The sequence below is a fragment of the Streptomyces canus genome (assembly GCF_041435015.1).
GTDB classification, from domain to species: domain Bacteria; phylum Actinomycetota; class Actinomycetes; order Streptomycetales; family Streptomycetaceae; genus Streptomyces; species Streptomyces canus_G.
This window is the reverse complement of record NZ_CP107989.1, coordinates 4,671,138-4,696,882: the sequence shown is the minus strand read 5'-3', so window position 1 is coordinate 4,696,882 and position 25,745 is coordinate 4,671,138. Positions and strand designations below refer to the sequence as shown.

General features: G+C 70.8%; 33 protein-coding genes. 21 read left to right on the top strand and 12 right to left on the bottom strand.

The genetic code is table 11. From position 1 onward, the window contains the following. Positions 1 to 22: 22 nt before the first annotated feature. The 4 genes from OG841_RS21245 (at position 23) to OG841_RS21230 (ending at position 5,406) form a co-directional block, all read left to right on the top strand. Positions 23 to 217, top strand: a complete 195-nt coding sequence (locus OG841_RS21245) for a hypothetical protein (RefSeq protein WP_328640071.1) — start codon at positions 23 to 25, stop codon at positions 215 to 217. A gap of 106 nt (positions 218 to 323) precedes the next feature. Continuing rightward, positions 324 to 746: a DUF3052 domain-containing protein gene (locus OG841_RS21240; RefSeq protein WP_328640072.1), complete on the top strand. Its 423-nt coding sequence runs from the start codon at positions 324 to 326 to the stop codon at positions 744 to 746. Between the two features lie 85 nt (positions 747 to 831). Beyond that, positions 832 to 1,725 (top strand): glycosyltransferase family 2 protein, encoded by an 894-nt coding sequence (locus OG841_RS21235; protein WP_328640073.1) that lies wholly within the window; start codon positions 832 to 834, stop codon positions 1,723 to 1,725. Positions 1,726 to 2,088: 363 nt separating this feature from the next. Next, the gene (locus tag OG841_RS21230) at positions 2,089 to 5,406 is read left to right on the top strand and encodes an AfsR/SARP family transcriptional regulator (protein ID WP_328643612.1); all 3,318 of its coding nucleotides are present in this window, start codon (positions 2,089 to 2,091) and stop codon (positions 5,404 to 5,406) included. Here OG841_RS21230 and OG841_RS21225 read toward each other — a convergent pair whose 3' ends face one another. The 3 genes from OG841_RS21225 to OG841_RS21215 all read right to left on the bottom strand — a co-directional run bounded on the left by OG841_RS21225 (position 5,407) and on the right by OG841_RS21215 (position 8,627). After that, positions 5,407 to 7,092, bottom strand: a complete 1,686-nt coding sequence (locus tag OG841_RS21225) for a bifunctional 3'-5' exonuclease/DNA polymerase (RefSeq protein ID WP_328640074.1) — start codon at positions 7,090 to 7,092, stop codon at positions 5,407 to 5,409. Positions 7,093 to 7,183: 91 nt separating this feature from the next. Beyond that, positions 7,184 to 7,918 (bottom strand): Clp protease N-terminal domain-containing protein, encoded by a 735-nt coding sequence (locus OG841_RS21220; protein WP_328640075.1) that lies wholly within the window; start codon positions 7,916 to 7,918, stop codon positions 7,184 to 7,186. A 79-nt stretch (positions 7,919 to 7,997) separates the two neighbouring features. Beyond that, a complete protein-coding gene (locus tag OG841_RS21215) occupies positions 7,998 to 8,627 on the bottom strand; it encodes a LysE family translocator (RefSeq protein ID WP_328640076.1) in 630 nt (209 codons plus the stop codon). Positions 8,628 to 8,693: 66 nt separating this feature from the next. Between OG841_RS21215 and OG841_RS21210 the strand changes: the two genes are divergently transcribed. Next, positions 8,694 to 9,851 carry a DUF2786 domain-containing protein gene (locus OG841_RS21210; RefSeq protein WP_371566523.1) on the top strand — a complete coding sequence of 386 codons (1,158 nt, stop codon included), beginning with the start codon at positions 8,694 to 8,696 and terminating at the stop codon, positions 9,849 to 9,851. Here OG841_RS21210 and OG841_RS21205 read toward each other — a convergent pair. From OG841_RS21205 to rpmB, 4 genes are all read right to left on the bottom strand, one after another. After that, positions 9,823 to 10,365, bottom strand: coding sequence for a DUF4232 domain-containing protein (locus tag OG841_RS21205; protein WP_328640078.1), 543 nt, complete (start codon positions 10,363 to 10,365; stop codon positions 9,823 to 9,825). The two genes, OG841_RS21210 and OG841_RS21205, sit on opposite strands and share 29 nt — an antisense overlap. Positions 10,366 to 10,453: 88 nt before the next feature. After that, positions 10,454 to 10,969, bottom strand: a complete 516-nt coding sequence (locus OG841_RS21200) for a hypothetical protein (RefSeq protein WP_328640079.1) — start codon at positions 10,967 to 10,969, stop codon at positions 10,454 to 10,456. 67 nt (positions 10,970 to 11,036) lie between these two features. After that, positions 11,037 to 11,342, bottom strand: coding sequence for a 30S ribosomal protein S14 (gene rpsN / locus OG841_RS21195; protein ID WP_328640080.1), 306 nt, complete (start codon positions 11,340 to 11,342; stop codon positions 11,037 to 11,039). A 13-nt stretch (positions 11,343 to 11,355) separates the two neighbouring features. After that, the gene (gene rpmB, locus OG841_RS21190; protein ID WP_371566520.1) at positions 11,356 to 11,592 is read right to left on the bottom strand and encodes a 50S ribosomal protein L28; all 237 of its coding nucleotides are present in this window, start codon (positions 11,590 to 11,592) and stop codon (positions 11,356 to 11,358) included. Positions 11,593 to 11,654: 62 nt separating this feature from the next. Between rpmB and rpmG the strand changes: the two genes are divergently transcribed. From rpmG to OG841_RS21150, 8 genes are all read left to right on the top strand, one after another. Beyond that, the gene (gene rpmG / locus OG841_RS21185; protein WP_365121100.1) at positions 11,655 to 11,819 is read left to right on the top strand and encodes a 50S ribosomal protein L33; all 165 of its coding nucleotides are present in this window, start codon (positions 11,655 to 11,657) and stop codon (positions 11,817 to 11,819) included. A gap of 5 nt (positions 11,820 to 11,824) precedes the next feature. After that, positions 11,825 to 12,073 carry a type B 50S ribosomal protein L31 gene (locus OG841_RS21180; protein ID WP_371566518.1) on the top strand — a complete coding sequence of 83 codons (249 nt, stop codon included), beginning with the start codon at positions 11,825 to 11,827 and terminating at the stop codon, positions 12,071 to 12,073. Further along, positions 12,073 to 13,251: a CobW family GTP-binding protein gene (locus tag OG841_RS21175; RefSeq protein ID WP_371566516.1), complete on the top strand. Its 1,179-nt coding sequence runs from the start codon at positions 12,073 to 12,075 to the stop codon at positions 13,249 to 13,251. The genes OG841_RS21180 and OG841_RS21175 overlap by 1 nt, the downstream gene beginning before the upstream one ends. Beyond that, complete coding sequence (rpsR, locus tag OG841_RS21170; protein ID WP_328640085.1) at positions 13,251 to 13,484, top strand: 30S ribosomal protein S18; 234 nt, start codon at positions 13,251 to 13,253, stop codon at positions 13,482 to 13,484. Before OG841_RS21175 ends, rpsR begins: the two co-directional genes overlap by 1 nt. A 65-nt stretch (positions 13,485 to 13,549) precedes the next feature. Continuing rightward, positions 13,550 to 13,921 (top strand): VOC family protein, encoded by a 372-nt coding sequence (locus OG841_RS21165; protein ID WP_328640086.1) that lies wholly within the window; start codon positions 13,550 to 13,552, stop codon positions 13,919 to 13,921. Positions 13,922 to 13,931: 10 nt separating this feature from the next. Next, on the top strand, positions 13,932 to 14,300 hold the full coding sequence (locus OG841_RS21160; RefSeq protein WP_328640087.1) for an ArsR/SmtB family transcription factor: 369 nt from the start codon (positions 13,932 to 13,934) through the stop codon (positions 14,298 to 14,300). Further along, the gene (locus OG841_RS21155; RefSeq protein WP_328640088.1) at positions 14,297 to 14,758 is read left to right on the top strand and encodes an SRPBCC family protein; all 462 of its coding nucleotides are present in this window, start codon (positions 14,297 to 14,299) and stop codon (positions 14,756 to 14,758) included. The genes OG841_RS21160 and OG841_RS21155 overlap by 4 nt, the downstream gene beginning before the upstream one ends. A gap of 148 nt (positions 14,759 to 14,906) precedes the next feature. Then, complete coding sequence (locus OG841_RS21150) at positions 14,907 to 15,149, top strand: DUF397 domain-containing protein (protein ID WP_176742548.1); 243 nt, start codon at positions 14,907 to 14,909, stop codon at positions 15,147 to 15,149. A gap of 91 nt (positions 15,150 to 15,240) precedes the next feature. On the opposite strand, the gene OG841_RS21145 is transcribed toward OG841_RS21150, so the two are convergent. Beyond that, a complete protein-coding gene (locus OG841_RS21145) occupies positions 15,241 to 15,741 on the bottom strand; it encodes an ATP-binding protein (protein ID WP_328640089.1) in 501 nt (166 codons plus the stop codon). 365 nt (positions 15,742 to 16,106) lie between these two features. Between OG841_RS21145 and OG841_RS21140 the strand changes: the two genes are divergently transcribed. The 6 genes from OG841_RS21140 (at position 16,107) to OG841_RS21115 (ending at position 21,642) form a co-directional block, all read left to right on the top strand. Next, on the top strand, positions 16,107 to 16,931 hold the full coding sequence (locus tag OG841_RS21140) for a helix-turn-helix domain-containing protein (RefSeq protein ID WP_328643613.1): 825 nt from the start codon (positions 16,107 to 16,109) through the stop codon (positions 16,929 to 16,931). Positions 16,932 to 17,072: 141 nt separating this feature from the next. Then, positions 17,073 to 18,533 carry an aldehyde dehydrogenase family protein gene (locus OG841_RS21135; RefSeq protein ID WP_328640090.1) on the top strand — a complete coding sequence of 487 codons (1,461 nt, stop codon included), beginning with the start codon at positions 17,073 to 17,075 and terminating at the stop codon, positions 18,531 to 18,533. Positions 18,534 to 18,650: 117 nt separating this feature from the next. Next, positions 18,651 to 19,187 carry a DinB family protein gene (locus OG841_RS21130; RefSeq protein WP_328640091.1) on the top strand — a complete coding sequence of 179 codons (537 nt, stop codon included), beginning with the start codon at positions 18,651 to 18,653 and terminating at the stop codon, positions 19,185 to 19,187. Between the two features lie 18 nt (positions 19,188 to 19,205). Then, positions 19,206 to 19,847, top strand: a complete 642-nt coding sequence (locus OG841_RS21125) for a PadR family transcriptional regulator (RefSeq protein ID WP_328640092.1) — start codon at positions 19,206 to 19,208, stop codon at positions 19,845 to 19,847. An 83-nt stretch (positions 19,848 to 19,930) separates the two neighbouring features. Next, a complete protein-coding gene (locus OG841_RS21120) occupies positions 19,931 to 20,884 on the top strand; it encodes an ATP-binding cassette domain-containing protein (protein ID WP_328640093.1) in 954 nt (317 codons plus the stop codon). Further along, complete coding sequence (locus OG841_RS21115; RefSeq protein WP_371566512.1) at positions 20,881 to 21,642, top strand: ABC transporter permease; 762 nt, start codon at positions 20,881 to 20,883, stop codon at positions 21,640 to 21,642. Before OG841_RS21120 ends, OG841_RS21115 begins: the two co-directional genes overlap by 4 nt. Before the next feature lie 12 nt (positions 21,643 to 21,654). Here the strand turns inward: OG841_RS21115 and OG841_RS21110 are convergent, their stop codons facing one another. The 4 genes from OG841_RS21110 to OG841_RS21095 form a co-directional block, all read right to left on the bottom strand. Beyond that, on the bottom strand, positions 21,655 to 22,458 hold the full coding sequence (locus OG841_RS21110) for a hypothetical protein (RefSeq protein WP_371566510.1): 804 nt from the start codon (positions 22,456 to 22,458) through the stop codon (positions 21,655 to 21,657). After that, a complete protein-coding gene (locus OG841_RS21105; RefSeq protein WP_371566508.1) occupies positions 22,455 to 23,834 on the bottom strand; it encodes an AAA family ATPase in 1,380 nt (459 codons plus the stop codon). The genes OG841_RS21110 and OG841_RS21105 overlap by 4 nt, the downstream gene beginning before the upstream one ends. Positions 23,835 to 23,929: 95 nt before the next feature. Then, complete coding sequence (locus OG841_RS21100; RefSeq protein ID WP_371566506.1) at positions 23,930 to 24,259, bottom strand: hypothetical protein; 330 nt, start codon at positions 24,257 to 24,259, stop codon at positions 23,930 to 23,932. Further along, a complete protein-coding gene (locus OG841_RS21095; protein WP_371566505.1) occupies positions 24,256 to 24,564 on the bottom strand; it encodes a hypothetical protein in 309 nt (102 codons plus the stop codon). The genes OG841_RS21100 and OG841_RS21095 overlap by 4 nt, the downstream gene beginning before the upstream one ends. A gap of 169 nt (positions 24,565 to 24,733) precedes the next feature. Here OG841_RS21095 and OG841_RS21090 point away from each other — a divergent pair, with 169 nt between their 5' ends. Together OG841_RS21090 and OG841_RS21085 are read left to right on the top strand one after the other, a co-directional pair. Continuing rightward, positions 24,734 to 25,570, top strand: a complete 837-nt coding sequence (locus OG841_RS21090) for a helix-turn-helix domain-containing protein (RefSeq protein WP_371566503.1) — start codon at positions 24,734 to 24,736, stop codon at positions 25,568 to 25,570. Continuing rightward, a complete protein-coding gene (locus tag OG841_RS21085; RefSeq protein ID WP_371566502.1) occupies positions 25,521 to 25,742 on the top strand; it encodes a DUF397 domain-containing protein in 222 nt (73 codons plus the stop codon). The genes OG841_RS21090 and OG841_RS21085 overlap by 50 nt, the downstream gene beginning before the upstream one ends. Positions 25,743 to 25,745: the final 3 nt, after the last annotated feature.

Sequence of the window (25,745 nt, the reverse complement as noted above, 5' to 3'; positions counted from 1 at the left end):
GGGACCCGGCTAACGTCCCGGCATGAGGCGACGCAAGCGCATCGGAACGAGCCGTGCCGTGTCCTTACGACGCGTACGGGACAGGTCGATCCAGCGCCGGGAGGACGTCCGGCCCGGCGGCTGGCACAGACGGTTCGGGCGACGGGCCGAGCAGGCACGGCCCTGGCTCCAGTTCTTCGCGGATCTCGCCACGCTGCTCGCGCGGGTGGTCCGGTAGCCGGTTCGGGAACGCCTGGTTCGGGACGCCGTGTCCGCACGGACATCCTCCGCCCCGGCCGTCACCATGGGGTGGACGGGGCTGGACCAGTGTGCGGAGGAGCCGTATGTCAGGAACCGGGCCGGCGGGCGGCTACTCCGCCACGCCGCTCGCCAAGAAGCTCGGCATCAAGGCGGGGCACCGGGTACGGCTCGACGGCGCGCCCGACGGGTGGGACATCCCCGGGCTGCCCGACGACTGCGATGTCGCCGCCGGCGGTTCACACGGCGCGGATGTCGTCCTCACCTTCCATCGCGAGTACGCGCGGCTCGCGGCCGAGGCGGACGGACTGGTCGCCGGCCTCGCGGACGATGCCGCACTGTGGGTCGCCTGGCCGCGCAGAGCCGCCGGGCACGTCAGTGACATCACCGAGAACGCCCTGCGGGAGGTCTTCCTTCCGCTCGGTGTCGTCGACGTGAAGGTCGCGGCGCTGGGGGAGGACTGGTCGGGGCTGAAGTTCGTGCGGCGGAGGGAGAACCGGCGGGGGTGAGGCCCCCATACCTGAGACGTCCTTACCGTGAACGGCTAGCATCGCGCCGGTTGATGCCCGTCGGACGAGGGGACGAGGTGGGGACATGGGCGCGCCGAGGATCGCCGTCGCCGTGGTGACCATGGGGAACCGGCCCGACGAGGTCGACGCCCTGCTGCGGTCCGTGGCCAAGCAGGACATCGCCCCGGCCCGGGTCGTGATCGTGGGCAACGGCTGCCGGTTGCCCGAGTTCGCCGAGCGGCTCTCCCTGCCCGGCGAGGTCACCACCCTCGACGTCGAGGAGAACCTCGGCTGTCCCGGCGGCCGGAACGTGGCGCTCGCCCGGCTGCGCGACTTCGGCGACGTGGACGTCGTAGTGGAACTCGACGACGACGGCCTGCTCGTGGACGCCGATGTGCTGCGCCGCGTACAGGAGTTGTTCGCGGCCGACGAGCGTCTCGGCATCGTCGGCTTCCGTATCGCCGACGAGAGCGGCGAGACCCAGCAGCGGCACGTGCCCCGCGTCGGCGCCTCCGATCCGATGCGCGGCGGCCATGTCACCGGGTTCCTGGGCGGCGGGCACGCCTTCCGCATGGCCATGCTCGCCGAGACCGGGGACTGGCCCGCCGAGTTCTTCTTCGCCCATGAGGAGACCGACCTGGCCTGGCGGGCCGCCGACCACGGCTGGCACATCCTGTACGCGCCCGAACTGCTGCTGCAGCACCCGAAGACCTCACCGGCCCGGCACGCCATCTACTACCGGGTCAACGCCCGCAACCGCGTCTGGCTGGTGCGCCGCCGGCTGCCCCTGCCGCTCATCCCGGTGCACCTCGGCGTGTGGACGGCGCTCACCCTGCTGCGGACCCGGTCGGTGAGTGGACTGCGCGCCTGGTTCGGCGGGTTCGTCGAGGGCCTGCGGGAACCGGCCGGCGAACGGCGGCCCATGCGGTGGCGAACGGTGTGGCACCTCACCCGGCTGGGACGCCCGCCCGTGATCTGAGGGCTCATGGTCCCGAGGACAGGACGAGGGTCCCGGTCGTTCACCTCCGCCGACCGGAACCCTCTCGCGTCCCACGGATCCGGCCGCGACGGCGACACTCCCCCGAGTTGCGCGTCGTACGCGCGCGCCCTCGGGCCAGATCCGATGTTGTGATCACATCAGGTTGCGCCAACAAATCGCTAACATTGGCCAACGCATCTAACTTTTGGTGTTCGCCGGTTGGCGTGAAGTCGACGGCAGCGATGGGGAACTGACTGTGTGCAGGGCCGGGAGCGGTAGCGGATTCCAGCAGCGGCCCGCGTCGGACGGCTGGCGGGAAACCGCCGTGGAGAGGGCGGAAATCCGCCAGAAGTGGGCGGCGTGATGGGGCGCGGATCGCAGTCGGGGCTGCGGTTCGGACTGCTCGGGCCGCCGGTTCTGTACGACGGCCAGGGTGGGGCCGGGGTGCGTGTCGTCGGCAGCCGCAAGCAGCGGATCCTGTTGGCCGCGCTGCTCCTCGAAGCCGGCCGGGTCGTCTCCGCCGAGGCCCTCAGGGACGCCCTGTGGGGCAGCACCCCGCCGGCCTCGGCGAAGGCCTCCCTGCACAACCACGTCTCCCGGCTGCGGCGGCTGCTCGACGACCCCGAGCGGCTGCAGGCGATGGCCCCCGGTTATCTGCTGCGCGTCGCGCCGGGCGAACTCGACGTCCAGGTCTTCGAGAGCCACGCAGCCCGGGCCCGCGGTGCGCACGCCGACGGGAACTGGACCGAGACCGTCCAGGCGTGCGCGGCGGCGCTCGCGCTGTGGCGGGGCGCGCCGCTCAGCGGGGTCCCGTCCGAACTCGTCGGATACGTCCTGGTCCAGCGCCTGGAGGAGGCTCGACTGCTGCTCCTGGAGTGGCACTACGACGCCGAGCTCGCCCTCGCCGACACCCGGCCGGGCGCCCTCGTCCCCGAACTCTCCGCGCTCGCCGCCGAGCACCCGCTGCGCGAGTCCTACCACCGCCAGCTGATGCTCGCCCTCCACCGCACCGGCCGCCAGGCCGAGGCCCTCGCCGTCCACCGCGACCTGCGGACCCGCCTGGTCGAGGAACTCGGTGTGGAGCCGGGCCCGGCGGTCCGCGAGGCCCATGTGGAGGTGCTGCGCGGGGGAGACGGCGGAGGGAGGGCCCAGGCCGGGACCCGGGGTGCGGGTGCTGTTCGGGACGACGGGGCCGACCAGACCGGAGGGGAGGGCGCAGCAGGCCGTTCGGGAAGGGCCGTTGACTTCGGCGAGCTACGCGAGGAGCGCCGGTCGCGCCCTCCCGGTGCGCTTCCCGCAGGCGCTACGCGCGAAGATGCCCCGCCCGGCCCCCATCCCTCGCGCCCCGGCCCCCATCCCTCGCGCCCCGCCCCCCATCCGTCGCACCCTGCCGTCGATCCGTCGGCGCCCGCCCCCGCCCCCGAGGACGAAACCCCCCTCCCCCTGCCCCGCCCCGCCCAACTGCCCCCACCCCCAGGCCACTTCACCGGCCGCACCACCGCCCGCGACGCCCTCCGCGGCGCCCTCACCCTCGGCGGCGGACCGGCAGTCGGTGTCATCAGCGGCATGGCAGGCGTCGGCAAGAGTGCGCTCGCCCTGCACGTCGCCCATGGGCTGCGGGGACGTTTCCCTGACGGCCAGCTCTACGTCAATCTCCAGGGCGCCACCCCGGGAATGACCCCCCTCACCCCGGCCCAGGCCCTGACCGCCCTGCTCCGCGACCTCGGCGCCGAGCCGCGCAGTATTCCCGAACACCCGGACGCGGCAGCCGCGTTGCTGCGCTCACTGCTCGCGCCCACCCGCACGCTCATGGTGCTGGACGACGCCGCGAGCGCCGCGCAGGTACGGCCGCTGCTGCCGGCCGGCGCCGGCTGCGCGGTGATCGTCACCAGCCGTTCGCCCCTGACCGCCCTCGACGACGCCCACCGCTTCCCGCTCACCCCGCTCTCGGCCGAGGAGAGCGCGGAGTTGCTGCGCGCGGTGTCGGGCCGGGACAGCCGGGACGGCCCCGGCGCCGATCGCACCACCCTCGTCACCCCCGATGCCGATGTCGATGCCGGCACTTCCGCCACCGCCATTGACGCCACCCACCCCCTCATAGAACTCACCGGCCGCCTCCCCCTGGCCCTCCGCGTCGTAGCCGCGCGCCTGGCCGCACGTCAGGCACTCACCCCCGACGTCCTCGCCGACCAACTGGCCGCCACCGAGGACCGGTTGCGGCACCTGGAGTACGACGACCTCTCCGTCCGCCGCTCCCTGGCCGTCGCCCACGACGCCCTCGCCGCCTCCGGTCGCCGGTCCGACCGCGATGCCGCCCTCGCTCTGTGCCGCATCGGCGCCCTCGACCTCCCCACCTACGGCATCCCCCTCGTCGCCCGCCTCCTCGGCGCCGACGGCACCGACGAGACCCGTGCCGAGGACGCGCTCGACCGCCTCGTCGACGTGGCCCTCCTGGAGGAGACGGCGTACGGCCGCTACGCCCCGCACGGCCTGGTCCGCGACTTCGCGCGGGAACTCGCGGGCACCGGGCACGCCCCCGACATCGCCCGCACCGCCCTGCGCTGGTACGCGGCCGTCGCCGAACGCGCCCTCACCGCGATCGTCGAACCCGGCCTCGATCTGGAGGACCGCCGCCGTCCGACCGCCGCGCAGCCGCCGGAGCACGCGGCACATGTGCTGGCCATCCCGCCGTTCCCGTCCTCCGAGAGTGCCTTCGCCTGGGGCGAGTCGGAGCTGGAGAACATCATCGTCCTGGCCGAACGGCACACGGACACCCCCGACGAGCGCACCGCCGCCCATGTCTCGACCCTGCTGCGCCTGCTCTCGCCCTTCCTCCAGCGCAGCGGCCGGGTGGCCGAGACGGAGGTCCTCGGCCGGGCCGCGCTCACGGTGGCGCGGCGCCTCGGTGACGAGGCGGCCGAGGCGTGTGCCCTGGGCGACCTCGCCGGACTGCACTTCCTGACCGGCCGGCACAGCGAGGCTCTGGCCCTCAACGACCACGCCCTCGCGATCTGGCGGCGGCTCGGTGAGGACTCCTGGACCCGCCGCTGCCTCAACAACCGGGGGCTCCTGCTCGAAGGCCTGGGCCGGTACGCCGAGTCGGGCGAGGCACTGCGGCAGAGCCTCGCCTACTCACGGCAGTTGAACGACCCCTTCGGCGAGGCCGTGGCCCACAGCAACCTGGGCAACCTGTACGAGCACACCGACCCGCGCGCCGCCATCGAGCAGCACCGGCGTTCGCTCGCCATCGGCGAGGAGACCGGCAGCGTGGTCGTCCGGCACTCGGCACACTGCAACATCGGCTACGCCCACCTCACCCTCGGCGAACCGGCCGCCGCGATGGCGCACTTCGAGGAGAGCCTGCGCATCCTCGGCAGCCCCGGCGACTGGCACGGCGAGTCGCAGAGCCGCCTCGGGCTGGTCCGTGCCCTGCGCCTGATCGGCCACGGCGAACGCGCCGCCGCCGAGTGCGCGGAACTGCTGCGCCGCGCGGACGCCCGCGCCGACCGCTACACCGGCGCCCTCGCCCGCCACCAGCACGGACTCCTGCTGCGTGAACGGGGCAGAGCGGAGGAGGCCCACGAGCAGTGGCGGGCCGCTCTCGACGCGCTGGACGGGACGGACGAGAAGACGGTGCTCCAGGAGCTCATCGCGCTGCTCGACGACTCCTGCCTACGGTGATCACTTCGCGTCCGCATAGCACTCCACCACCGCCGTCGTGAACGGAAACCGCACGGGTGTCTCGCCGAACGTCAGCCGCCCGGCCAGGTCCGACGCCTCCCTGATCGCCGCCACGACCGCCTCGGTCTCCTCCTCGGGACAGTGCACGATCACCTCGTCATGCTGGAAGAAGACCAGCTCGGCCGCCATCCGGGCACAGGCCTGCCGCAGCGCCGCGAGCAGCAGCAGGGCCCAGTCGGCGGCGCTGCCCTGCACCACGAAGTTCCTGGCGAACCGGCCGCGGGCGCGGGTGTTGGTGGAGGCGTACCCGGGCCCCCAGCCGTCTTCCACGGGTCGCTCGACCGGGTCGTCCTGGGGGATGCCCGCCTCCTCCGCGTCGCCTGCGCCGACCGCAGGCGGGCACGTCCGCCCGAGCCAGGTCCGCACCAGCCGGCCCTCCTCGCCCGCGCGGGCCGCGTCGTCGACGTACGCCACCGCCTTCGGGAAGCGGCGTCTGAGTGCGGCGAGGTTCTTGAGGCCGTCGCCGGAGGTCTGGCCGTAGACCGCGCCGAGTACGGCGAGCTTGGCCTGGCCGCGGTCGCCGGAGAAGGCCCGGTCGGAGACGGCCTGGTAGAGGTCGGTCTCGCGTCCTGCCACCTCCATGAGCCCGGGGTCGCGGGAGATGGCCGCCAGCACCCGCGGCTCCATCTGGTCGGCGTCGGCGACGACGAGCCGCCAGCCGGGGTCGGCGACCACCGCGCGCCGAATGACCTTGGGGATCTGAAGGGCACCGCCGCCGTTGGTGACCCACCTGCCCGTGACGGTCCCGCCGGCCAGGAACTCGGGCCGGAACCGTCCGTCCCGTACCCAGTCCTGGAGCCAGGACCAGCCGTGGGCGACCCAGATGCGGTACAGCTTCTTGTACTCGACCAGCGGCTTCACGGCCGGATGGTCGACGGACTCGATCTCCCAGCGCCGGGTCGACTTCACCTTGATGCCGGCCTGTGCGAACGCCTTGATGACGTCGGCGGGCAGATCGGGTCGCACCCGGCGCCCGAAGGCCTCGGACACCTGGTCGGCCAGCTCGGCGAGACGCCGGGGCTCGCCGCCGCCGGCATACCGCTCACCGAGCAGTTCGTGCAGCACCCGGCGGTGGGTCTCGGCGCTCCACGGCAGCCCGGCGCGGTTCATCTCGGCGGCCACCAGCATCCCCGCCGACTCGGCCGCGGTCAGCAGGCGCATCCGGTCGGGGTGCGCGGTGGTGTCGTGGCGCCTCTGCTGGTCGGCGTAGACCTCGACGAGGTCGGTCAGCGGCACATGGACGCTCTGCGGCTCGAACAGGGGCGACTGCGAGCCCGGTTCGGCGGCGCGCTGGGGCGGGTCGGGTGGTACGGGGCCGCCGCGCAGCCGGGCCAGGGCGGCTGCGGCCGAGTGGGGCTCGCCGTATCGCCCCGCGTGGCCGAGCAGGAGGGTCTCGGCGTCCTCGATGTCGTAGCACCGCTCCACCCGTACTCCCGCGGCGAGCAGACGGGGGTAGACCTCGGCGGTGGACCGCCACACCCACCGCGCCACTTCCGGCCGCCCCCGCACGGCCGCCCCCAGATCCGCCTCCCACCGCACCGGCCCGGCAGGCAGCCCGTCGGGACCGAGGGCGGCGACCTCCACACCACCGTCCTCGGCCGGGGCGAGAGCCCAGCGGTCGGTCATGGTTGCGAGTGTGACACCAGGGTCTGACAACGGACCTTCCGGACATCAGCGGCGGCGCCTCGCCGCCCCGGGCTCACCGAACCGGGCCCCCTCAGCCCTGCTCGCCCGGCAGCCTCAGGTACCCCTCCAGCTCCTTGGCGACGGCGGCCTCGACCGGCCCTTTCCCGATGCCGAGGCCGGACAGGACCCCCGTGCCGTGTTCGAACTCCAGCAGGGCCAGCAGGATGTGTTCGGTGCCGATGTAGTTGTGGCCCAGCCGGAGGGCCTCGCGGAAGGTGAGTTCCAGGACCTTCTTGGCGTCGGAGCCGTAGGGGATGAGCTCGGGGACCTCGTCGGCGGCCGGCGGGAGCGCCTCGGTCGCGGCCTGGCGGACGGCGTCGAGGGTGACGCCCTGTGCGACGAGCGCCTTGGCGGCGAGGCCCTCCGGTTCGGCCAGTAGTCCGAGGACGAGGTGCTCGGGGCGGCCCTCGGGGTTGCGGGCGGTGATGGCGGCGTTGTGGGCCGACATCACCACGTTGCGGGCTCGCGGGGTGTACCGGCTGAAGCCCTGGTCGGCCGCCAGGTCCGTCGACTCCTTCGGCACGAACCGCTTCTGCGCCGCCTGCCGGGTGACTCCCATGCTCCGTCCGATGTCCGTCCAGGAGGCCCCCGAACGCCGGGCCTGGTCCACGAAATGGCCGATCAGATGGTCGGCCACCTCCCCGAGGTGATCGGCGGCGATCACCGCGTCCTGGAGCTGGTCGAGGGGCTCGACGTGGACCTTCTTGATGGCCGTGATGAGGTCGTCGAGCCGTACGGATGACGTGATGTTGGGGTTGGTCGTCATGTGTCAACCGTAGGTTGACGCACCGGGAGTGTCAACCCTTGGTTGACATCATGAGGTGTACGCGCGCGTGCCGCCGCCGCTACTTCGGCGAGGACACCACCAGCCGCACCGCCAGCCCCGTGAACACCGACCCGCTGAAGATGTTGAGCCCGCGCGCCACCCGCCGACTGCGCCGCAGCAGCGCCGAGAGCTTCCCGGAGAGCAGCCCGGTCAGGCCGTCCACCACGACGCCCATCACGGTGATCGTGAGCCCGAGCACCAGGAACTGAGCCCAAATGTGGCCCATCTCCGGCGCCACGAACTGGGGCAGGAACGCCACGTTGAACAGGATCACCTTGGGGTTGAGCAGATTGGTGACGGCCCCCTGCCAGAAGGCCCGCCGCATCCCGGGACCGCTCGGAGCCCCGTCCTCACCCGGCACCGAACGGTCCCGGAACGCCTTCACCGCGAGGTACAGCAGATAGGCCGCGCCCGCCCAGCGCAGCACGTGGTACAGCGTCGGCAGGGCCTGGAACAGTGCCGAAAGACCGAGCGCCGCCGCGACCGTGTGCACGAACATCGCCGAGGCCACCCCGAGCGCCGCCATCACCCCCGCGGCGGGACCGCCCCGGCCGCCCACCGCCACGATGAACATCATGTCGGGACCGGGAGTGACACAGAGCGCGAAGGCGGCGACGAGAAAGGCCGCGTAGAAAGACATGTCCACCATGCCGCCATGCTCGAAGCGGCACGCGCGCGTGGGCGACCGATTTTCGGGGAGTGAGACGATCGCCCCGTGAGCAGCAGTAAGAGCAACAGCGCGAGCGACGGCCCGAGCGGCACCGTCGACCGCGCCTTCCGGGCCGCCCTCTACGCCGACGACGACACCGCCCTGGACGCCGGTGCCTCCGTCCTCGCCGCCGACTCCGAGGCGGATGCCGAACTGGCCCGGCGCGGCACCGAGTTCGTGGCGCAGGCCTGGCGGCGCGGCTGGCAGCCCGCCGATGTCGTACGGATCGTGCGACGCGAACTGGGCGACCCGCACGTACGCCTCGCCACGGCCCTGATCAGGGCGCAGGCCCCGGACGACCGCCCGCGCGGTCACCGCTGGGCCGCTCAGCTGGCCCAGCTGGAGGAGCCCGGCGAGAACACCCCCGGCCCCGACCGGTTCACGCACGCCACCGCCGTACTCGAGCTGTACCGCCTGCTGCTGCGCCTGCCCGCGCTGGAACCGCTGGAGGAGCCCCGGCGGGAGCACGTGGGCGACGCCCGCATGCTCGGCCGTATCCGGGCCCTGCTCGCCAAGGCGGAGGCGACCGGCTACCCCGAGGAGGCGGAGGCCCTCACCGCCAAGGCGCAGGAGCTGATGGCCCGGCACAGTGTCGACGAGGCGCTGCTCGACGCCGGGGCGCCCGCGAAGGACGCCCCCGGCGCCTGCCGGATCGGGGTCGAGCCGCCGTACGAGCAGGCGAAGGCGGTGCTGCTCGACGCGGTCGCCACCGCCAACCACTGCCGGGCCGTGTGGAACGAACCGTTCGCCTTCTCCACGGTCGTCGGCTTCGAGGGCGGCCTGGCGGCGGTCGAACTCCTGTACACCTCGCTGCTCGTGCAGGCGCAGTCCGCGATGGCGAAGGCGGAGGCGGCCCAGCGCGCGGGCGGCCGGGGGCGCACCAAGACCTTCCGGCAGTCCTTCCTCGCGGCCTACGCCCACCGCGTCGGCGACCGCCTGCGCACCGCCGCCGAGGCCCCGGTGACCGACGACCTGCTGCCGGTCCTCGCCTCCCGCGAGGTCGCCGTCACCGACCGCATGGACCGGATGTTCCCGCAGACCACCACGACCCGCCTGCGCGGTGTCAGCGACGAGGCGGGCTGGACCGAGGGCGCCCGGGCGGCCGACCGGGCGCAGGTCGGAAACCGGCCCCGGCTCAGTCCCCGACCGGGGAGAAGGCGCTGACCGAGGCGTTCGGGTCACCGGCGTTGTCGCTCTGGCCCTGGACCGGGCCGTACGACCACTTGTAGCTCTTCGCGGTCCCGGATCCCGGCAGGGCGATGTTCAGCGTCTTGACGTCGAGGCTCGCCTTGGCGCCGGCCTCGCCGCGCGTGTACGTGAGGGTGAAGGTGGCGGCCGTGCCCTTGGCAAGGGTGAGCTTCGTGGACTTGGTGCCTTCGCCGGGCGACACGCTCGCCGACGAGTCCGTGGCGTTCAGGTCGATGCCCGGAAAGCCGTCCAGCGTGCACTCGGCGCTCTGGTTGGTGAGCGTGACGGGGATGTTGCCGGTGTCACCGGCGGCGGGGGCCACGTTGGCGGGTCCGACCTCCACGTCCATGGCACCGATCCGGCACGTGGTGCCGTTGCTCGGGCTCGCGGCGGCGCTGTCGTCACCACCGGAGCCGGAGCTGTCACTGGAGCAGCCGGTCAGGAGCAGGGCCGCGGCGAGGGCGGTGACGGCGAGGGGGGCGGCGCGCATGTGATGTCCTCTGATGTGAGCGATCCGGTGCATGGATCATCACGCATGACGGGACGCCACGGTTGCCCGCCCCCACCGACGCCTTCCGCTACGACCCCGAGCCCACCGACGGGAACCCGCTCGGCAGCGTGCCGCCCGTGGCCCGGGTGTAGGTCTCGGCGCCGATGCCGCCCTCCCAGTTCACCTTGAGGGTGTCCTTGCCGACCGACTCGACCGTCCCGTCCGCCCGGTCCTTGCTGCCGTCCGTGCACTTCAGGCGGATCGCGTCGGTACTCGCCGAGCCGCTGCACACCGTGCCACCGGTGACGAAGAGCCCGGCCCGGTCGCCGTTGACCAGCAGTGCCACGGCCTTGCCGCCCGTGGTCGCCAGCCAGTTACCCGCCACCTCGCCGGACGCGGACGAGGAGGACGTACCGCCGGTCCCCCCGGAAGCGGAGGCCGAGGCGGACGCGGACGACGAGCCGGCCGTACTGGAGTTCGGCGACGGCTCGTCGTCCGAGCCCCCGCCGCTGCACGCGGTCAGGACGAGCGCGCCCACCAGCCCCGCGGCCGCGAGCCCGGCCCGCCGACGCGACGCGGTGCGCGAGATGATCGCCGTAGTCACTGGAGGCTCCAAGCTGTAGCGGTCGGCCGGACGGACCGCAGCAAGCTACCAGCACCACCCGTGAGAGCTACCAGGAGGATTTGCGAACACCTGGCAGATGTCCCGCGTGCGCCTGCTCCCGCAGCCCCACCCGGGACAGCCCGAAGGCCCGGAAGTAGCCGCGCGGCCGCCCGTCGACCTGGTCGCGGTTGCGCACGCGCGTGGCGCTCGCGTCCCGCGGCTGCCGTCGCAACTCCTCCTGCGCGGCCAGCCGTTCGGCGTCCGTGGCGGAGGGCCGGCGGATGATCTCCGTCAGCTCGGCCCGCCGCTCGGCGTACCGCGCGACGATCTCCTGGCGCTTCTCGTTCTTCGCGATCTTGCTCTTCTTCGCCATGCCGGTTCTCCCCTCAGATCCGCACACCGCGCGCGCGGATCCGCGCCACGGCCGCCTCGACGCCGATCGAGTCGACGGTCCTGATGCCCTTCGTGCTCAGCCGCAGCCGCACATGCCGCCCCTCGATGGGCAGCCAGTAGCGCTTGGACTGGATGTTGGGGTCGAAGCGGCGCGAAGTGCGCCGGTGGGAGTGGGAGATGCGGTTGCCGAAGCCCGGCTGGGCCCCGGTCAGCATGCAGTGGGCGGACACGGGTGACGCACCTCTCTCGGAGCGGATGTGTAAATGGAATTCATTTTCAGTAAGATACCAGCATGGCACGCACCGAACTCCGCCCGGTCATCAGGCTCCGGTCCACCGCCGGGACCGGCTTCACCTATGTGACCCGCAAGAACCGCCGCAGCGACCCGGACCGTATGAGCCTGCGGAAGTACGACCCCGTCGTCGGCCGTCACGTCGACTTCCGAGAGGAGCGCTGATCCCCATGCGCCAGGGAATCCACCCCGCCTACGGCCCCGTCGTCTTCCGCGACCGTGCCGCGAACTACGCCTTCCTGACCCGCTCGACGATGACGAGCGAGAAGACGGTCGAGTGGGAGGACGGCACCACCTACCCGGTCGTCGACATCGAGATCTCGAACGTCAGCCACCCCTTCTACACCGGCACGGCCCGCGTCCTGGACACCGCCGGCCGCGTGGAGCGCTTCGAGCGCCGGTTCGGAAAGAGGGGCTGATGCTCTCCGTCGTGATCGTCGGCGGGCTGCACGCCGACGCCCGCAAGGCGGCCGTCGAGCAGCTGCTCGCCGACGTGCCGGGCAGCGTCGTCCTCCACCACGACCTGGCGACGGCCGCGGCCGGCACCGTCGTACGGACGATCCGCGACGCCTCCGGCATCCTGTCCGCGGGTGAGACACCCCTGGTCAACGACTGTGCGTGCTGCGCGCTCCGGGAGGACCTGGTCCCGAAGCTGCGCCGCCTGGACGCGGCCGGAACGCTGCGCCTCGCGGTCGTCGAGCTGTGGGACTCCGTCGAGCCCAAGGCGATGGCCGAGGTGGTCGCGGCAGACGGTCTCACGGTCACCGGCGTGATCACCGCGGTCGACCCGGCACTCGTCCTGCCCTTCCTCGGCAACGGCGACGACCTTGCCGAGCGCGGCCTCGCCGCCGCGGCCACCGACCGGCGCACGGTCGCCGACACCTTCGCCCGCCAGCTGGAGTACGCCCCCGTCCTCGCCGTCCTCGACTCCCCGGAGGCCGACGAGGAGGACCGTGAGCTGCTCGCCCAGCTCCATCCGACGGCCCGCCAGGTCCCGATCGGCAGCGGCCGGCGGACGGACCCGGCGGGCACCCGCTATCCGGTACGGCACTCCGCGCACGCTCCGCTGGCCCGGGCCGCCCTCGCCGGATTCGACGTGGAGGCCGCCGCGGCGGCCCAGCACCCCGCCTGTGCCCTGCTGCCCGCCGAGGCCGACGCGCACGGTGTGGCCACCCTCGTCTGGCACCGTCGCCGGCCCTTCCACCCGGAGCGGCTGTACGAGGCCCTGGAGGACATCGCCTGCGCGGCGGCCCGCAGCCGGGGCCGGTTCTGGCTCGCCGACAAGCCGGACGTGCTGCTGCACTGGGACGCCGCCGGCGGTGCCCTGTGCGTGGAGAGCGCCGGTCCGTGGCTGGCCTCGCTCCCGGACGCGGCGTGGGACATGGTCCCGCCGGTGCGCCGGGCGGCAGCGGCGATGGACTGGCACCCCGAGCACGGCGACTGCTGCCAGCACCTCGTCTTCACCTCGCCCGGTCTCGACCGCGACGGACTCGAACGGCTCCTGGAGTCCTGTCTGCTGACCGATGCCGAGTACGCCGCGGGGCGCGACGCCTGGAAACGACTCCCGCCCGCCTTCGACACCCTCCTGGAGGTCTGATGCCTCGCAAGCCCGAGCGCAAGCCCGTCAAGAACCGGCCCAACCCGCTGGACGCGGCCAAGATCACCTACATCGACTACAAGGACACCGACCTGCTGCGGAAGTTCGTCTCCGACCGGGGCAAGATCCGCAGCCGCCGCGTCACCCGCGTGTCGGCCCAGCAGCAGCGACTGCTCGCCCGTGCGATCAAGAACGCCCGTGAGATGGCACTGCTGCCCTACTCCAGCAGGTGAGGACCTATAGGTAGGTCTTTCCCTACCGTTGACTCGTAGGGAAAGACCTACCTATTCTCCTCGGTATGACCATCACCCACGCCTCTTTCGTGACCCTCCCTGTCGCCGACCAGGACCGCGCGCTGCGCTTCTACACCGACGTCCTCGGTCTGACCGTCACCGCCGACCGGGATCTGCCCCAGGGGCGCTGGCTCCAGGTCGCCCCCGAGGGCGCGCAGACCGTCTTCACGCTCTCCGGTCCGGGCATGGGCGGCTTCGAGCCCGGCTCGGCCCGGGGGATCATGTTGGTCACGACCGACGTCGACGCGGACTGTGCGCGGCTCACGGAGGCCGGGACCCCCGTACAGGGACCCGACGAACTCCCGTGGGGCCGCATGGCCTCCTTCACGGACCCCGACGGCAACGGTCTGATGCTGCTGACGGAGGCACACCAGTAGGAAGGCCGGCATGACCGCATCCGGGGCCGTCGAGGCCGGGACCACCGAGGCCGACGCCGACCGCGTCTTCGCCGCGCTCGCGAGCGCCGTGCGCCGCGAGGTGCTGCGGCTGCTGCGTGACGGGGGGCCGCAGCCCGTCCAGGCCCTGGCCGACCACTTCGACATGCGGCGCCCGAGCCTGTCCGAGCATCTGAGGGTGCTGCGGGAGGCGGGCCTCGTCTCCGAGCAGCGCTCCGGCCGGCAGCGCATCTACCGGCTGGAGGCGACCCCGCTCGCCGAGGTGCAGGACTGGCTCCATCCGTACGAGCGGTTCTGGCGCGGCCGGCTGAAGGACCTGGGCGCGCTGCTGGACCGTATGCCCGACGATGACGTGACATGAGCAACGCACCCGGCGAGGACCTCACGGTCATCCGCGTCGACCAGTACTTCCCGCACCCGCCCGCCAAGGTCTGGCGCGCCCTCACCGAGCCCGAACTGCTCGTGCAGTGGCAGATGCAGGGGGCGGAGGCGTTCCGGCTCGAGGTCGGACACCGGTACACCATGACCTCCGTCCCGCGGCCCCAGTCGAACTTCTCCGGCACCGTCGACGTGGAGGTTCTCGCGTTCGAGCCGCAGCGGATGCTGAGCCTCCGGTGGACCGACGCCGATCCGGCCAACTCCGCGGACTGGACCGTCACGTGGAAGGTGGAACAGGAAGGGCGCGGTACGCGTCTCTTTCTAGTGCACGAGGGTTTCGATCCCGACGATCCCGCTCAGCTGATGGCCCGGACGATCATGGACGGGGGCTGGCGGACGCATGTGATGCGAGCTCTGGGGCACACGATGGAACGTATCTAGCGCCCCACACGTCACATCTGTAACCACAGGAACACCCCTCGTGCACGTGCATCTGCTCATGCATCTGCACGTGAACAGAGCTATGATCCGGACCAGTTGACCGCTGAATCACTGGCCACAAGGCCACCGCACCACCGGGGAGCGACCTGTGGACCTCGACGTGTACAACGGCATGACGGCCACGGCTCTGCGTGGGGTGGCCTGGCAGAAGAGTCGGCACAGCAACTCGCAGGGTTCCTGCGTGGAGTTCGCGCGCCTGCCCGACGGGGGAGTCGCGGTGCGCAACTCCCGTTTCCCGGACGGTCCCGCGCTCGTCTACACGCGCGCCGAGATCGAGGCGATGCTCCTCGGTATCAAGGACGGCGAGTTCGACCACCTGATAGCGGGTTGAGCCCCGGTCGCCTGTAGGTGACCGGGGGTAACAGCGACAGCGCACCGTGTGACGCGCGTAGAACCGTGGCGTCGTAAAAGGCCGTGACGTATCACTCGGAGGAAGCCGCGGCCGGACCGGCGTGCGGCTGGAGCCGGAACAGTGCCCAGACCAGCTTGCCGCCCAGCGTCCCGTTCATCGGATGCCAGCCCCAGCTGTCGCTGAAGGAGTCGACGAGGAACAGCCCGCGCCCGGACTCCGCCGAGAAGTCGTCGGAATCACGCGCGACCGGGCTGTCCTGGCTGGGATCGCGCACCGCGCACACCAGTCGCCCGGTCCATCGCATCAAGTGCAGCCGTACGGGCGGCTTGTGCTCCCCCGTGTGCACGCCGGTCACCGGCACCGCGTGTCGCAGCGCGTTGGTGACCAGCTCGGAGACCACGAGACAGATGTCGTCGAAGTGGTCGCCCAGCTCCCACTGGTCGAGCGTTCTGCGGGTGAACCTCCGTGCGTCGCCCACCGCTTCGTAGCGGGCGGGCAGCGAACAGGAGGCGGCGTCGGACACGGCCGCGGGATCCAGCGGCGGAAGGCCCTGCCGTAACGGCTCGAGCATGGTCGATCCATTCATCCCCATGCGAGGCACTCCCGGGAACTCGCGGTCGTTGCGATGCAGCGGTTGCGCGGGACCATGGTTTCGGATGAGCGATGCAGATGCAAGGTGCAGATGCACGTGCAGCTGACCGAATTGGACCCACCCGTACCGCTTGTTGGCCATTTTTTCCGCCATCTTCTCCACTACTTCTTTCCTCTTCCTCCCCTCTACGCGTCTCGGCCCTGTGCAGAATCTTTGGCTTCTTTCCATATCTGTAATCGGACGAGTACTGCTCGGAGTGTTTTAGTGGCAGACTTCGACCCCTGAAGACGTTGGGGAGGCTGGCGAACGTGAGCGCGGGAGAGCCCGGATCGGTGGTGCGGCGGATGCTGCTCGGCTCGCAACTCAGGCGACTGCGGGAAGCGCGGGGCATCACGCGCGAGGCGGCGGGCTACTCGATCCGCGCATCCGAGTCGAAGATCAGCCGGATGGAGTTGGGCCGGGTGAGCTTCAAGACGCGTGACGTGGAGGACCTGCTGACGCTCTACGGCATCACGGACGAGCAGGAGCGGAACTCGCTTCTCTCCCTCGCCCGCGAGGCCAACGTCGCGGGCTGGTGGCACAGTTACTCCGACGTGCTGCCGAGCTGGTTCCCCACCTATGTGGGCCTGGAGGGCGCCGCCTCCCTCATCCGCGCCTACGAAGTCCAGTTCATCCACGGCCTGTTGCAGACCGAGGCGTATGCACGTGCAGTGGTGCGGCGCGGTATGAAGGGCGCGAGCGAGGCGGACGTCGAGAAGCGCGTGGCGCTGCGCCTGGAGCGGCAGAAGTACCTCGCCGACGACGGCGGTCCCGAGTTCCATGTGGTGCTCGACGAGGCCTCCCTGCGCCGGCCGTACGGCGACCGCCAGGTGATGCGCGGACAGCTCCAGCACCTCATCGAGATCTCCGAACGCCCCAACATACGGTTGCAGATCATGCCGTTCGGCTTCGGCGGCCACTCCGGTGAGAGCGGTGCCTTCACGATCCTCAGCTTCACGGAGTCCGATCTGACGGACGTCGTCTACCTGGAGCAGCTCACCAGCGCGCTCTACCTGGACAAGCGCGAGGACGTCACGCAGTACGAGAAGGCGCTGAAGGAACTCCAGCAGGACAGCCCGGGCCCGGACGAGAGCCGGGACCTGCTGCGCGGCCTCCTCCAACTCTCCTGAGCGCGCAGGATCTCCGCCAACACTCCCAGGGTTCTCCCCAGAAGATTGCTCAGCGTGCCCAACTGGCGTGCCGCGCACGTACGATGACGTGTGATCAGACCGTGACGTTGATCGTGTGTCTGCTAGTGATTTGGGGATCACATGTCGTCGTACTTCACCGACCTGGCCCAGCAGTACATCGACGGTGAGTGGCGCCCGGGCACGGGTTCCTGGGACATCATCGACTTCAACCCGTACGACGACGAGAAGCTGGCGTCGATCACGATAGCCACGGTCGACGAGGTCGACGAGGCGTACCAGGCCGCCGCCCGCGCGCAGAAGAAGTGGGCCGAGACCAACCCCTACGCCCGCCGCGCGGTGTTCGAGAAGGCGCTCCGGCTGATCGAGGAGCGCGAGGGGGAGATCGCCGAGGCGATCATCGCGGAGCTCGGCGGCACCCGCCTGAAGGCCGGCTTCGAACTCCACCTCGCCAAGGAGTTCCTGCGCGAGGCGATCCACCTCTCGCTGCGCCCCGAAGGCCGGATCATCCCCTCGCCGGTGGACGGCAAAGAGAACCGCGTCTACCGCGTCCCGGTCGGCGTCGTGGGCGTGGTCAGCCCCTTCAACTTCCCCTTCCTGCTGTCGATCAAGTCGGTCGCCCCCGCGCTCGCGCTCGGCAACGCCGTCGTCCTCAAGCCGCACCAGAACACCCCGGTCGTCGGCGGCTCCCTGGTCGCGAAGATCTTCGAGGACGCGGGGCTGCCCGCCGGTCTGCTCAACGTCGTCATCACCGACATCGCCGAGATCGGCGACGCCTTCCTCGAGCACCCGATCCCGAAGGTCATCTCCTTCACCGGCTCCGACACGGTCGGCCGTCACGTGGCCACCGTCTGCGCCTCGCACTTCAAGCGCTCGGTCCTCGAACTGGGCGGCAACAGCGCGCTGGTGGTCCTCGATGACGCCGACCTCGACTACGCCGTCGACGCCGCCGTCTTCAGCCGCTACGTCCACCAGGGCCAGGTCTGCATGGCCGCCAACCGCGTCCTGGTGGACCGGTCGGTCGCCGAGGAGTTCACCGAGAAGTTCGTCGCCAAGGTGCGGACGCTGAAGGCCGGCGACCCGCGCGACCCCGAGACGGTCATCGGTCCGGTCATCAACTCCTCGCAGGCGGACGCCATTTCGGGTGCCATCGAGCAGGCGCTCGCCGACGGCGCGACGGCCCTGGTGCGCGGCACCCGCACGGACAACCTGGTCGAGCCCTCCGTCCTGACGGACCTGCCCGCGAACTCGCCCCTCCTCAAGCAGGAGCTCTTCGGCCCGGTCGCGCTCCTCGTCACCTTCGACGGCGAGGAGGAGGCCGTCCGTCTGGTCAACGACACCCCCTACGGCCTCAGCGGCGCCGTCCACACCGCGGACGTCGAGCGCGGTGTCGCCTTCGCCAAGCGGATCGACACCGGCATGTTCCACGTCAACGACGGCACCGTCCACGACGAGCCGATCGTCCCCTTCGGTGGTGAGAAGCAGTCCGGCATCGGCCGCCTGAACGGCGACACCATGCTGGATTCCTTCACCACCACCAAGTGGATCTCGGTCCAGCACGGCCGGAGCGGCTTCCCGTTCTGATTTCTTGCGTACGACCGCTGCCGCGCGGGCCCTTGAGGACCGAATCTGTCCTCAAGGGCCCGTAGCTTCGTGGGTGTCGGGGGGAAGGCCCCTCGAGCCCGACGAAAGGCGGCGGTCATGGTCACTCACGTTCCGGCGGAGGAGTACGGCGACGAGCGCGGAGCGCTCCTGTCCTTCCTGGAGGAGCAGCGCGGCGGCATCCGGCGGGCCGTACTCGGGCTGACGGACGAGCAGGCCATGAGCCGGCCCAGCGCCAGCGAGCTCTCCCTGGCCGGGCTGGTCAAGCACGTCGCCGAGACCGAGCAGGGCTGGATCGCCCGCGCCAAGGGTGAGGAGCCGGCCGTACACCGGGACCCGTCGAACTGGCACGAGTGTTTCGCCCTGGTCGACGACGAGACCGTCGCGTCGCAGCTGGCGTACTGGGAGAAGGTCGCCGCCGAGACGGAGGCGTTCGCCCGCTCGGCGCCGAGCCTCGACGACACCTTCCCGCTCCCGGACCAGCCCTGGTTCCCGCCGGAGGGCCGGGTCTCCGTGCGCTGGGTGCTTCTGCACCTGATCCGGGAGACGTCCCGCCATGCCGGGCACGCCGACATCATCCGCGAGTCCCTCGACGGCAAGACGGCGTTCGAGCTGGTTGCGCTCGCCGGAAAGTGACGTCCTAACCTGGACCGCATGTCAGCGATCCGTCTTCTCGTGCTCGGCGCGGTGCGCCAGCACGGGCGGGCCCACGGCTATCAGGTGCGCAACGACCTGGAGTACTGGGGCGCGCACGAGTGGTCCAACGCCAAGCCCGGTTCGATCTACCACGCCCTGAAGCAGATGGCCAAGCAAGGGCTGCTGATCGAGCACGAGACGGCGCCGTCCACCGCGGGCGGCCCGCCGCGCACGGAGTACGAGATCACCGAGGCCGGCACCGAGGAGTGCTTCCGGCTGGTGCGCGAGGCGCTGACCTCGTACGACCAGAAGATGGACGTCAAGTCGGCGGCGATCGGCTTCATCGTCGAACTGCCGCGCGCCGAGGCCGTGGCGCTGCTGAAGGAGCGGATCCGCGGGATCGAGGCGTGGCGTTCCTCCGTCACCGAGCACTACGTGCCCGAGGAGGGCCCGGAACAGCTCGGCCACATCGGCGAGATCATGAACCTCTGGATCCATACGGCCGACGCCGAGGCCGAGTGGACCCAGGGGCTCATCGCCCGTATCGAGGGCGGGGCGTACACCTTCGCGGGAGAGGGAGAGCCGTTCGTCGGCGTCCTCGCCGAGGGCGAGGAGAACCCGTACGCGACGGGGGAGCGGCACCCTGGGGACGCTGGCTAATCAAGTTTGACGAGTGCGCTCGTGGGCGTTACCTTGAATGAGTAGTCAAGTTTGATTACATACTGATCCTGGAGGGTGCCTCGATGACCGACGTGATCGTCGCGGAAGACCTGCGGAAGCGGTACGGAGACAAGGCCGCCCTGGACGGGCTCGACCTGAGGGTCGCGCCCGGCAGCGTCCATGGTGTGCTCGGCCCCAACGGCGCGGGAAAGACCACCCTGGTCCGCGTCCTGTCCACCCTGTTGCGACCGGACGAGGGCCGCGCCGAGGTGGCGGGCCACGACGTGGAGCGCGAGGCCTATGACGTACGGCTGCGTATCGGCCTGCTCGGCCAGCACGCGGCCCTCGACGAGGAGCTCGGCGGCCGCCAGAACCTGGAGATGTTCGGCCGCCTCCACCACCTGGGCGCCCGCCACGCGCGCGTGCGCGCCGACGAACTCCTGGAGCGCTTCGGCCTGGCCGACACCGGCCGCAAACCGGTCCGCGCCTACAGCGGCGGCATGCGGCGCCGCCTCGACCTGGCCGCTTCCCTCATCCGTAACCCGGAGGTGCTGTTCCTGGACGAACCCACAACCGGCCTCGACCCCCGCGGCCGCGCCGAAGTCTGGGCCGCGGTCCGCTCCCTGGTCGGCGGCGGTACGACGGTCCTGCTGACCACGCAGTACCTGGAGGAGGCCGACCAGCTCGCCGACCGCATCTCCCTCGTCGACCGGGGCCGGGTCGTCGCCGACGGCACGGCGGACGAGCTGAAGGCCCGAACCGGCGGTGACCGCATCGACGTGGTCCTGCGGGACGGGGGCCAACTGGGCGCGGCCGTCGCCCTGTTGCCTCTCGACGCGTCCGGGGTCTCGGTCGACCCCGACCGCCGGCTGCTCAGTGCCCCGGTCACCGACCGGATGGCGGCGCTCTCCGGTGTCGTACGGGCTCTGGAGGCGGCCGGAGTCGAGGCGGAGGACGTGGTCCTGCGCCGGCCCACGCTGGACGAGGTGTTCCTGCACCTCACCGGTGACGGCCATCGAGTGAAGGAGGCCGTGTGAGCACGTACGCGCTGACCGATTCCTGGACCATGACCCGGCGTGAACTCGCCCACTGGGCGCGGCAGCCGGTGCGGGTCCTCGTCGGGCTGGTCTTCCCCGTGATGCTGCTGCTGATGTTCGGCTATCTCGTCGGCGGCGGCCGGGGCGTCGAGGGGGAGTACGTCGACTACCTGATCCCCGGGATGCTCGCGCTGACCATGGCGTTCGGGCTGGAGGCGACCATGATCGCCGTCACCCAGGACCTCAACAAGGGCGTGATCGACCGCTTCCGGTCCATGCCGATGGCCGACGGGGCCGTCCTGGTGGGCCGTTCGGCCGCCGACATGCTCCAGTCCGTGCTGAGCCTGGCCGCCATGATCGGCGTCGGCCACGCGATCGGCTGGCGGGTCCACGCAGGCGTCGGCGGACTCCTGGCCGCGGTGGGCCTGTTGCTGCTCTTCCGGTTCGCGATGCTCTGGATCGGCATCCATCTGGCGATGGTCGCCGGGAAGCCGGAGATGGTGCAGGCCGTGCAGATCCTGGTCTGGCCGGTCGGCTTCCTGTCCAACGCCTTCGCGACCCCGGACTCCATGCCCGGCTGGCTGGGCACGGTCGTCGACTGGAACCCGATGTCCCAGACGGCGACGGCGGTACGGGACCTGGTGGGCGGCCCCGGCGGCGAACCGGGTCATGCAGGGGCCGCCGTCCTCTGGTCGCTGGCCCTCCTTGCGGTGTTCTTCCCGCTGGCCCTACGGCGGTTCGGGGCGTTGAGCAGGTGAGTCCGGGCCGTCTTAGGGGGGCGTCGAGGACGAGGCGGGGGCCGGGGTCTCGGATCGTGACCGCGGAACAGCGCGCGGGGTGTCCTCCGCGGCGACGGCGAGCACGGAGGCGGCGAGCCAGGCCGCTGCGGCCTCGCTGAGCTCGTCGCCGAGGACCAACCTCGCGTGAGGCAGACGAGCCAGTTCCTCCAAGGCGCGCAGGACATCGGCGAAGGGCTCGCGGTGGAGGGCGCGGGCCCGCAACTCCGCTTCCGCGTGATCGCCCTCCCGTACGTACCTGTGCCAGGCGGTCATCACGTCCCGGCACTTGATGTAGGCGTCTTGGCGGCCCATCAGCAGTTCGGGACGGTTGAGGCCGAAGACCCGCAGGGTCTCCTCGCCTTTCCGTGTCCGAGCCTCGAACTCGCCACTGGCGGCCAGAAGGGTGAGGTGATCGGCGGGATCGTCCACGCTCGGGTCGATCAGCAGGCACTGCCCGAAGGTGTCGCAGGGGTACTCCGTGCGCTTGTAATTGCTGTTGCAGCGCGAGCATGCGAGCAGATGGTTGTGCCAGCAGAAGGTGCGCAGCGGTCTGCGCGACTTGGGCTCGAAGTGGTCGATGTCCGTGCCGACACTGTCCAGGCAGTACATGCACCGCTCCACGCCCGGTGCCATGCGCAGCAGAAGCGCGCGGATGCCGTTCTTGGCCGCCTTCGCGGCCCTCCACTGGTCCTGTGCTGCCTTGCTCGTCGCCCCGAGCCTCCGGATGCTTTCCGAGCGCTCCGCGCACAGTCTCAGCAGTTCCTCGTCGGCGGTCGGACGGTGTAACGGAATCACTGGCCGCTCCCCAGCCGGGCCGCCACCTCGTGCACCCGGGCTGAACGGCTGCTGCTGAGCCGTGCGGCCAGATCGCGGTACTCCAGCGCCTCCTGCTCACTCGCCGACCCGGAGAAGACCTTCTTCTCCAGATGTACGAGCCTGCGGCGCTCTTCCTCCGCACGGCTGGAGTACGGAGTCTCCAGACCGAACAGCTCGGACAGCACGGCGTCCTCGCCGCTGCCGTACACGATCCTGCGGTACAGCGCGTCGTCCACGACCTCCGGCCCGCCCTGCTCCTCCGGGCCGGGCAGCCGGATCAGCCCGCCGGGATCGGCCGCCTGGCAGATGTACGGGCTGTGGCTGGTGACGATGAACTGGATCCGCGGGAAGTGAGCGCGCAGCCAGTCGCCGATCCGCCGCTGCCACGTCACGTGGAGGTGCGCGTCCACCTCGTCGATGATCACCACGCCGGGCATCCGGACCACGGGGCGCCCCTCGTCGTCCCGACCCGCATTCAGTGTCCCGTAGGCGCTCTGCAACTGCCGCACGATGTCCAGGACGAGGGCGCCGACGACACGGAAGCCGTCGCTCATCTCCCGCAGGGGATAGGCCCGTTCTGCGTCTCCGGCGGGGGCAACCCACAGCCCGTCGGCGTTCACCCGCAGGGCCTGGTAGCCGTCCGGGAGCAGTCCGTCGGACAGCAGCTCCAGAACAGTGTCCAGCAGCTCCCCCGCGTCCCGCTGCTCTTCGAGGCTGCGCAGCCGCAACTCCTTGAGCCAGGCCACCCCTTCGACGAGTGAGACGTCCTCGTGGAAGAGGGAGGCCATACGGCTCGTCGGCCCGGACGCGAGCATCAGCTGCTGGGCCTGACCGCTCCCGCCCGTCATCCGACGGAAGGGCCCGTACGCGGCGCAGAGCCAGCCCTGAGGACTGTGTCCCCAGGGACCGCGGGCGGGGATCCGCTCCTCCTCTCCCCGCCCGATGCCAAAGGACTTCATCTGTGGTTGTGCCGGGGACCCGAAGCGCGGTCGGTCTGGGACACCCTCGGGCGCCGTCCAGCCGAGCCCGAGAGTGAGTGGGCCGTCAGGCAGTTCGTCCCGCCCCGTGAACCGGTCGACCGAGCGGTCGGGGTGCACGGACACCCGCGTCCACGCCGACCGCTCACCGGTGCTGATCCAGCCGCTGAAGTCCTGGACGAGGGATCGTGCGACCTGGGGTCCCGCCAGGGACAGTGCCAGAGCGCGCAGGAACGTGGACTTTCCCGAGCCGTTGCGCCCGGCGATCACGTTCCAGCCCCCGCCGTCCCGGGGCGCGGTCAGCGGGAGTTCGTCCTTGACGGCACGCTCACCGGCAAAGCCCCTGACGTTCGAGAAGCCGATTCCGGATACGTACATCTGTCCTCCCCTCGCCCTTTCGCGCTGGGCGTGGCCAGCCTCTCACGGCCGACCGACATGGGGGAGGGGCGGGGTTTCCGCAGGTATGAGCGAGGTCAGCCGCCACCGTCAGTGCCTTCTGTGACGGCTTCGTAGGCAGGGGCAGGAAGACGGGCGCCTCTGCTCTCCGCGATGCGGCTCACGGCGGTGAGGGCCTCGCTCATCCGGGCCAGCAGGAAGCGCAGTTGCCCGGCTGTCACCTTCTCGTCCGCGAGCATGTCTGCCGCGTGGTCGAGCAGGTCACCGGCCATGCCGAGTTGCACGCTCTCGATCGTGTCGGCGGCCCGGGAGAGACGGCCGGTCCCGTCGCTCAGGAGGTAGCAGGGTTTGCCTTCGGGACTCGCCCAGGGCAGCAGACGTGCCGGTGTGAGGTCGTGGCCCGTCACGCGGTCACCTCCACTCCGTGGATGACACGCGGCCCTACGTCGATGCCGTGGACGGCGAGCCACAGCGCGCGCCGCCGGGCCCGCTGACGCCGTGCCTGCTCCCGGCGCTCGTGCGCGACGAGATAGGGGCGGACGAGGGCATGGTCCTCGCCGCGCAGAAGGGGTGCGCCGAACTGGCGCGGGGCCGGCTCCTCGGTGCGGCAGTTGTCTTCCGCGGGGGCGACGGCTCCTCGGCGGCGTCGGCCTGTACCAGGAACCACGAGACGCAGCAAAGGTTCGAGGAAACGGGCGATATGGTCGATCACGTCATCAACTCCGTGTGTCAGTGCCGTTGATGGCCACGCCCCCGGACCGGTCGCACGGTCGCGGGGGTATCGCTTTGTGTAGCGATGCACTCACAGCCTGGAGTCGTCCGGGCTAGGCTCGCCAGGGGGTAGGACGTGACGGAGCATTTGTCACACGGGAGTCGAACCTTTGAGCAACAACTACGGCGACTGGCTCAAGGAGCAGCGCGAGGCGGCCGGGCTGACACAACAGCAACTGGCCGAGGTGGCGGTCATGACCCGCACGCACATCGCCCACATCGAGGCGGGGCGCAGGGTGCCCTCCGAGGAGGACGCGAGGCGGCTGGACAAGGCCCTGAACACGGGAAACGTGCTGAGCCGGTTCCTGCCGCAACAGGACGTGGCGGTCGCCGACTACTTCGAGGCGGCCCGACAGCTCGAACAACAAGCGGTGATGATCCGGGAGTTCGCCCTGTCGTTCGTGCCGGGAATCCTCCAGACGGAAAGGTACGCGCGTGCGGTTCTGGGCACGTCCTTCCCTCCGGTGGGTGAAAAGGAGTGTGACAGGCTCGTTGTCACACGCCTGGAGCGGTCGAAGATCCTCGACGATCCGGTGACGCCCGTAGTGTGGGCGCTGCTCGACGAGGCGGTGTTGCGGCGCTGGATGGGAGGGCCGGGCGTCATGGCGGAACAGCTCGGCCACCTTGTACGTCTTGCCGAGAGTGGCCGGATCCAAGTGCACGTTTTGCCGTTCGCGTTGGGCGTCCACCCACTGTTGAGCAACATGCTCACGTTGCTGTGGTTCGAGGATCAGCCGCCAGTGGCCTACGGTGAGGGCCTGTGGATGGGGAAGATCCATGACTCCCCGTCCATCGTCCAGGAAATTCAGCACCGTTACGATTTCGCGCTGGGCAACGCTCTGCCTCTGAAGGAATCCCTGGCTCTGCTCAGGGCGACAGTTAGGGACTGCGAACGCCATGACCGACCGAGTCATACCGAACGCGGCGGAGCTGAGGGGCTGGCGTAAGTCCTCCTACAGTAACGATCAAGGCGGCAGTTGCCTCGAAGTCCTCGACAACTACTGCTCGGCCGTTCCCGTACACGACTCCAAGAACCCCCACGGCCCTGCGGTGATCGTCCCTGCCTCCGCGTGGGCGTCGTTCGTCGCGGCGGTCAGGAGTGGCGACCTCGGCTCCTGACCG

Bases quoted from the DNA above. Each gene is read 5' to 3' on its own strand.
- OG841_RS21165 (WP_328640086.1), top strand. From the start codon at position 13,550: ATGACCATCACCCACGCCTCTTTCGTGACCCTCCCTGTCGCCGACCAG.
- OG841_RS21175 (WP_371566516.1), top strand. From the start codon at position 12,073: ATGCTCTCCGTCGTGATCGTCGGCGGGCTGCACGCCGACGCCCGCAAG.
- OG841_RS21245 (WP_328640071.1), top strand. From the start codon at position 23: ATGAGGCGACGCAAGCGCATCGGAACGAGCCGTGCCGTGTCCTTACGA.
- OG841_RS21125 (WP_328640092.1), top strand. From the start codon at position 19,206: ATGTCAGCGATCCGTCTTCTCGTGCTCGGCGCGGTGCGCCAGCACGGG.
- OG841_RS21225 (WP_328640074.1), bottom strand. From the start codon at position 7,092: ATGACCGACCGCTGGGCTCTCGCCCCGGCCGAGGACGGTGGTGTGGAG.
- rpsN (WP_328640080.1), bottom strand. From the start codon at position 11,342: ATGGCGAAGAAGAGCAAGATCGCGAAGAACGAGAAGCGCCAGGAGATC.
- OG841_RS21135 (WP_328640090.1), top strand. From the start codon at position 17,073: ATGTCGTCGTACTTCACCGACCTGGCCCAGCAGTACATCGACGGTGAG.
- OG841_RS21085 (WP_371566502.1), top strand. From the start codon at position 25,521: ATGACCGACCGAGTCATACCGAACGCGGCGGAGCTGAGGGGCTGGCGT.
- OG841_RS21160 (WP_328640087.1), top strand. From the start codon at position 13,932: ATGACCGCATCCGGGGCCGTCGAGGCCGGGACCACCGAGGCCGACGCC.
- OG841_RS21140 (WP_328643613.1), top strand. From the start codon at position 16,107: ATGCTGCTCGGCTCGCAACTCAGGCGACTGCGGGAAGCGCGGGGCATC.
- OG841_RS21130 (WP_328640091.1), top strand. From the start codon at position 18,651: ATGGTCACTCACGTTCCGGCGGAGGAGTACGGCGACGAGCGCGGAGCG.
- OG841_RS21235 (WP_328640073.1), top strand. From the start codon at position 832: ATGGGCGCGCCGAGGATCGCCGTCGCCGTGGTGACCATGGGGAACCGG.
- OG841_RS21105 (WP_371566508.1), bottom strand. From the start codon at position 23,834: ATGTACGTATCCGGAATCGGCTTCTCGAACGTCAGGGGCTTTGCCGGT.
- rpmG (WP_365121100.1), top strand. From the start codon at position 11,655: ATGGCACGCACCGAACTCCGCCCGGTCATCAGGCTCCGGTCCACCGCC.
- OG841_RS21240 (WP_328640072.1), top strand. From the start codon at position 324: ATGTCAGGAACCGGGCCGGCGGGCGGCTACTCCGCCACGCCGCTCGCC.
- OG841_RS21215 (WP_328640076.1), bottom strand. From the start codon at position 8,627: ATGGTGGACATGTCTTTCTACGCGGCCTTTCTCGTCGCCGCCTTCGCG.
- OG841_RS21180 (WP_371566518.1), top strand. From the start codon at position 11,825: ATGCGCCAGGGAATCCACCCCGCCTACGGCCCCGTCGTCTTCCGCGAC.
- OG841_RS21205 (WP_328640078.1), bottom strand. From the start codon at position 10,365: ATGCGCGCCGCCCCCCTCGCCGTCACCGCCCTCGCCGCGGCCCTGCTC.
- OG841_RS21220 (WP_328640075.1), bottom strand. From the start codon at position 7,918: ATGACGACCAACCCCAACATCACGTCATCCGTACGGCTCGACGACCTC.
- rpsR (WP_328640085.1), top strand. From the start codon at position 13,251: ATGCCTCGCAAGCCCGAGCGCAAGCCCGTCAAGAACCGGCCCAACCCG.
- OG841_RS21230 (WP_328643612.1), top strand. From the start codon at position 2,089: ATGGGGCGCGGATCGCAGTCGGGGCTGCGGTTCGGACTGCTCGGGCCG.
- OG841_RS21155 (WP_328640088.1), top strand. From the start codon at position 14,297: ATGAGCAACGCACCCGGCGAGGACCTCACGGTCATCCGCGTCGACCAG.
- OG841_RS21120 (WP_328640093.1), top strand. From the start codon at position 19,931: ATGACCGACGTGATCGTCGCGGAAGACCTGCGGAAGCGGTACGGAGAC.
- OG841_RS21145 (WP_328640089.1), bottom strand. From the start codon at position 15,741: ATGCTCGAGCCGTTACGGCAGGGCCTTCCGCCGCTGGATCCCGCGGCC.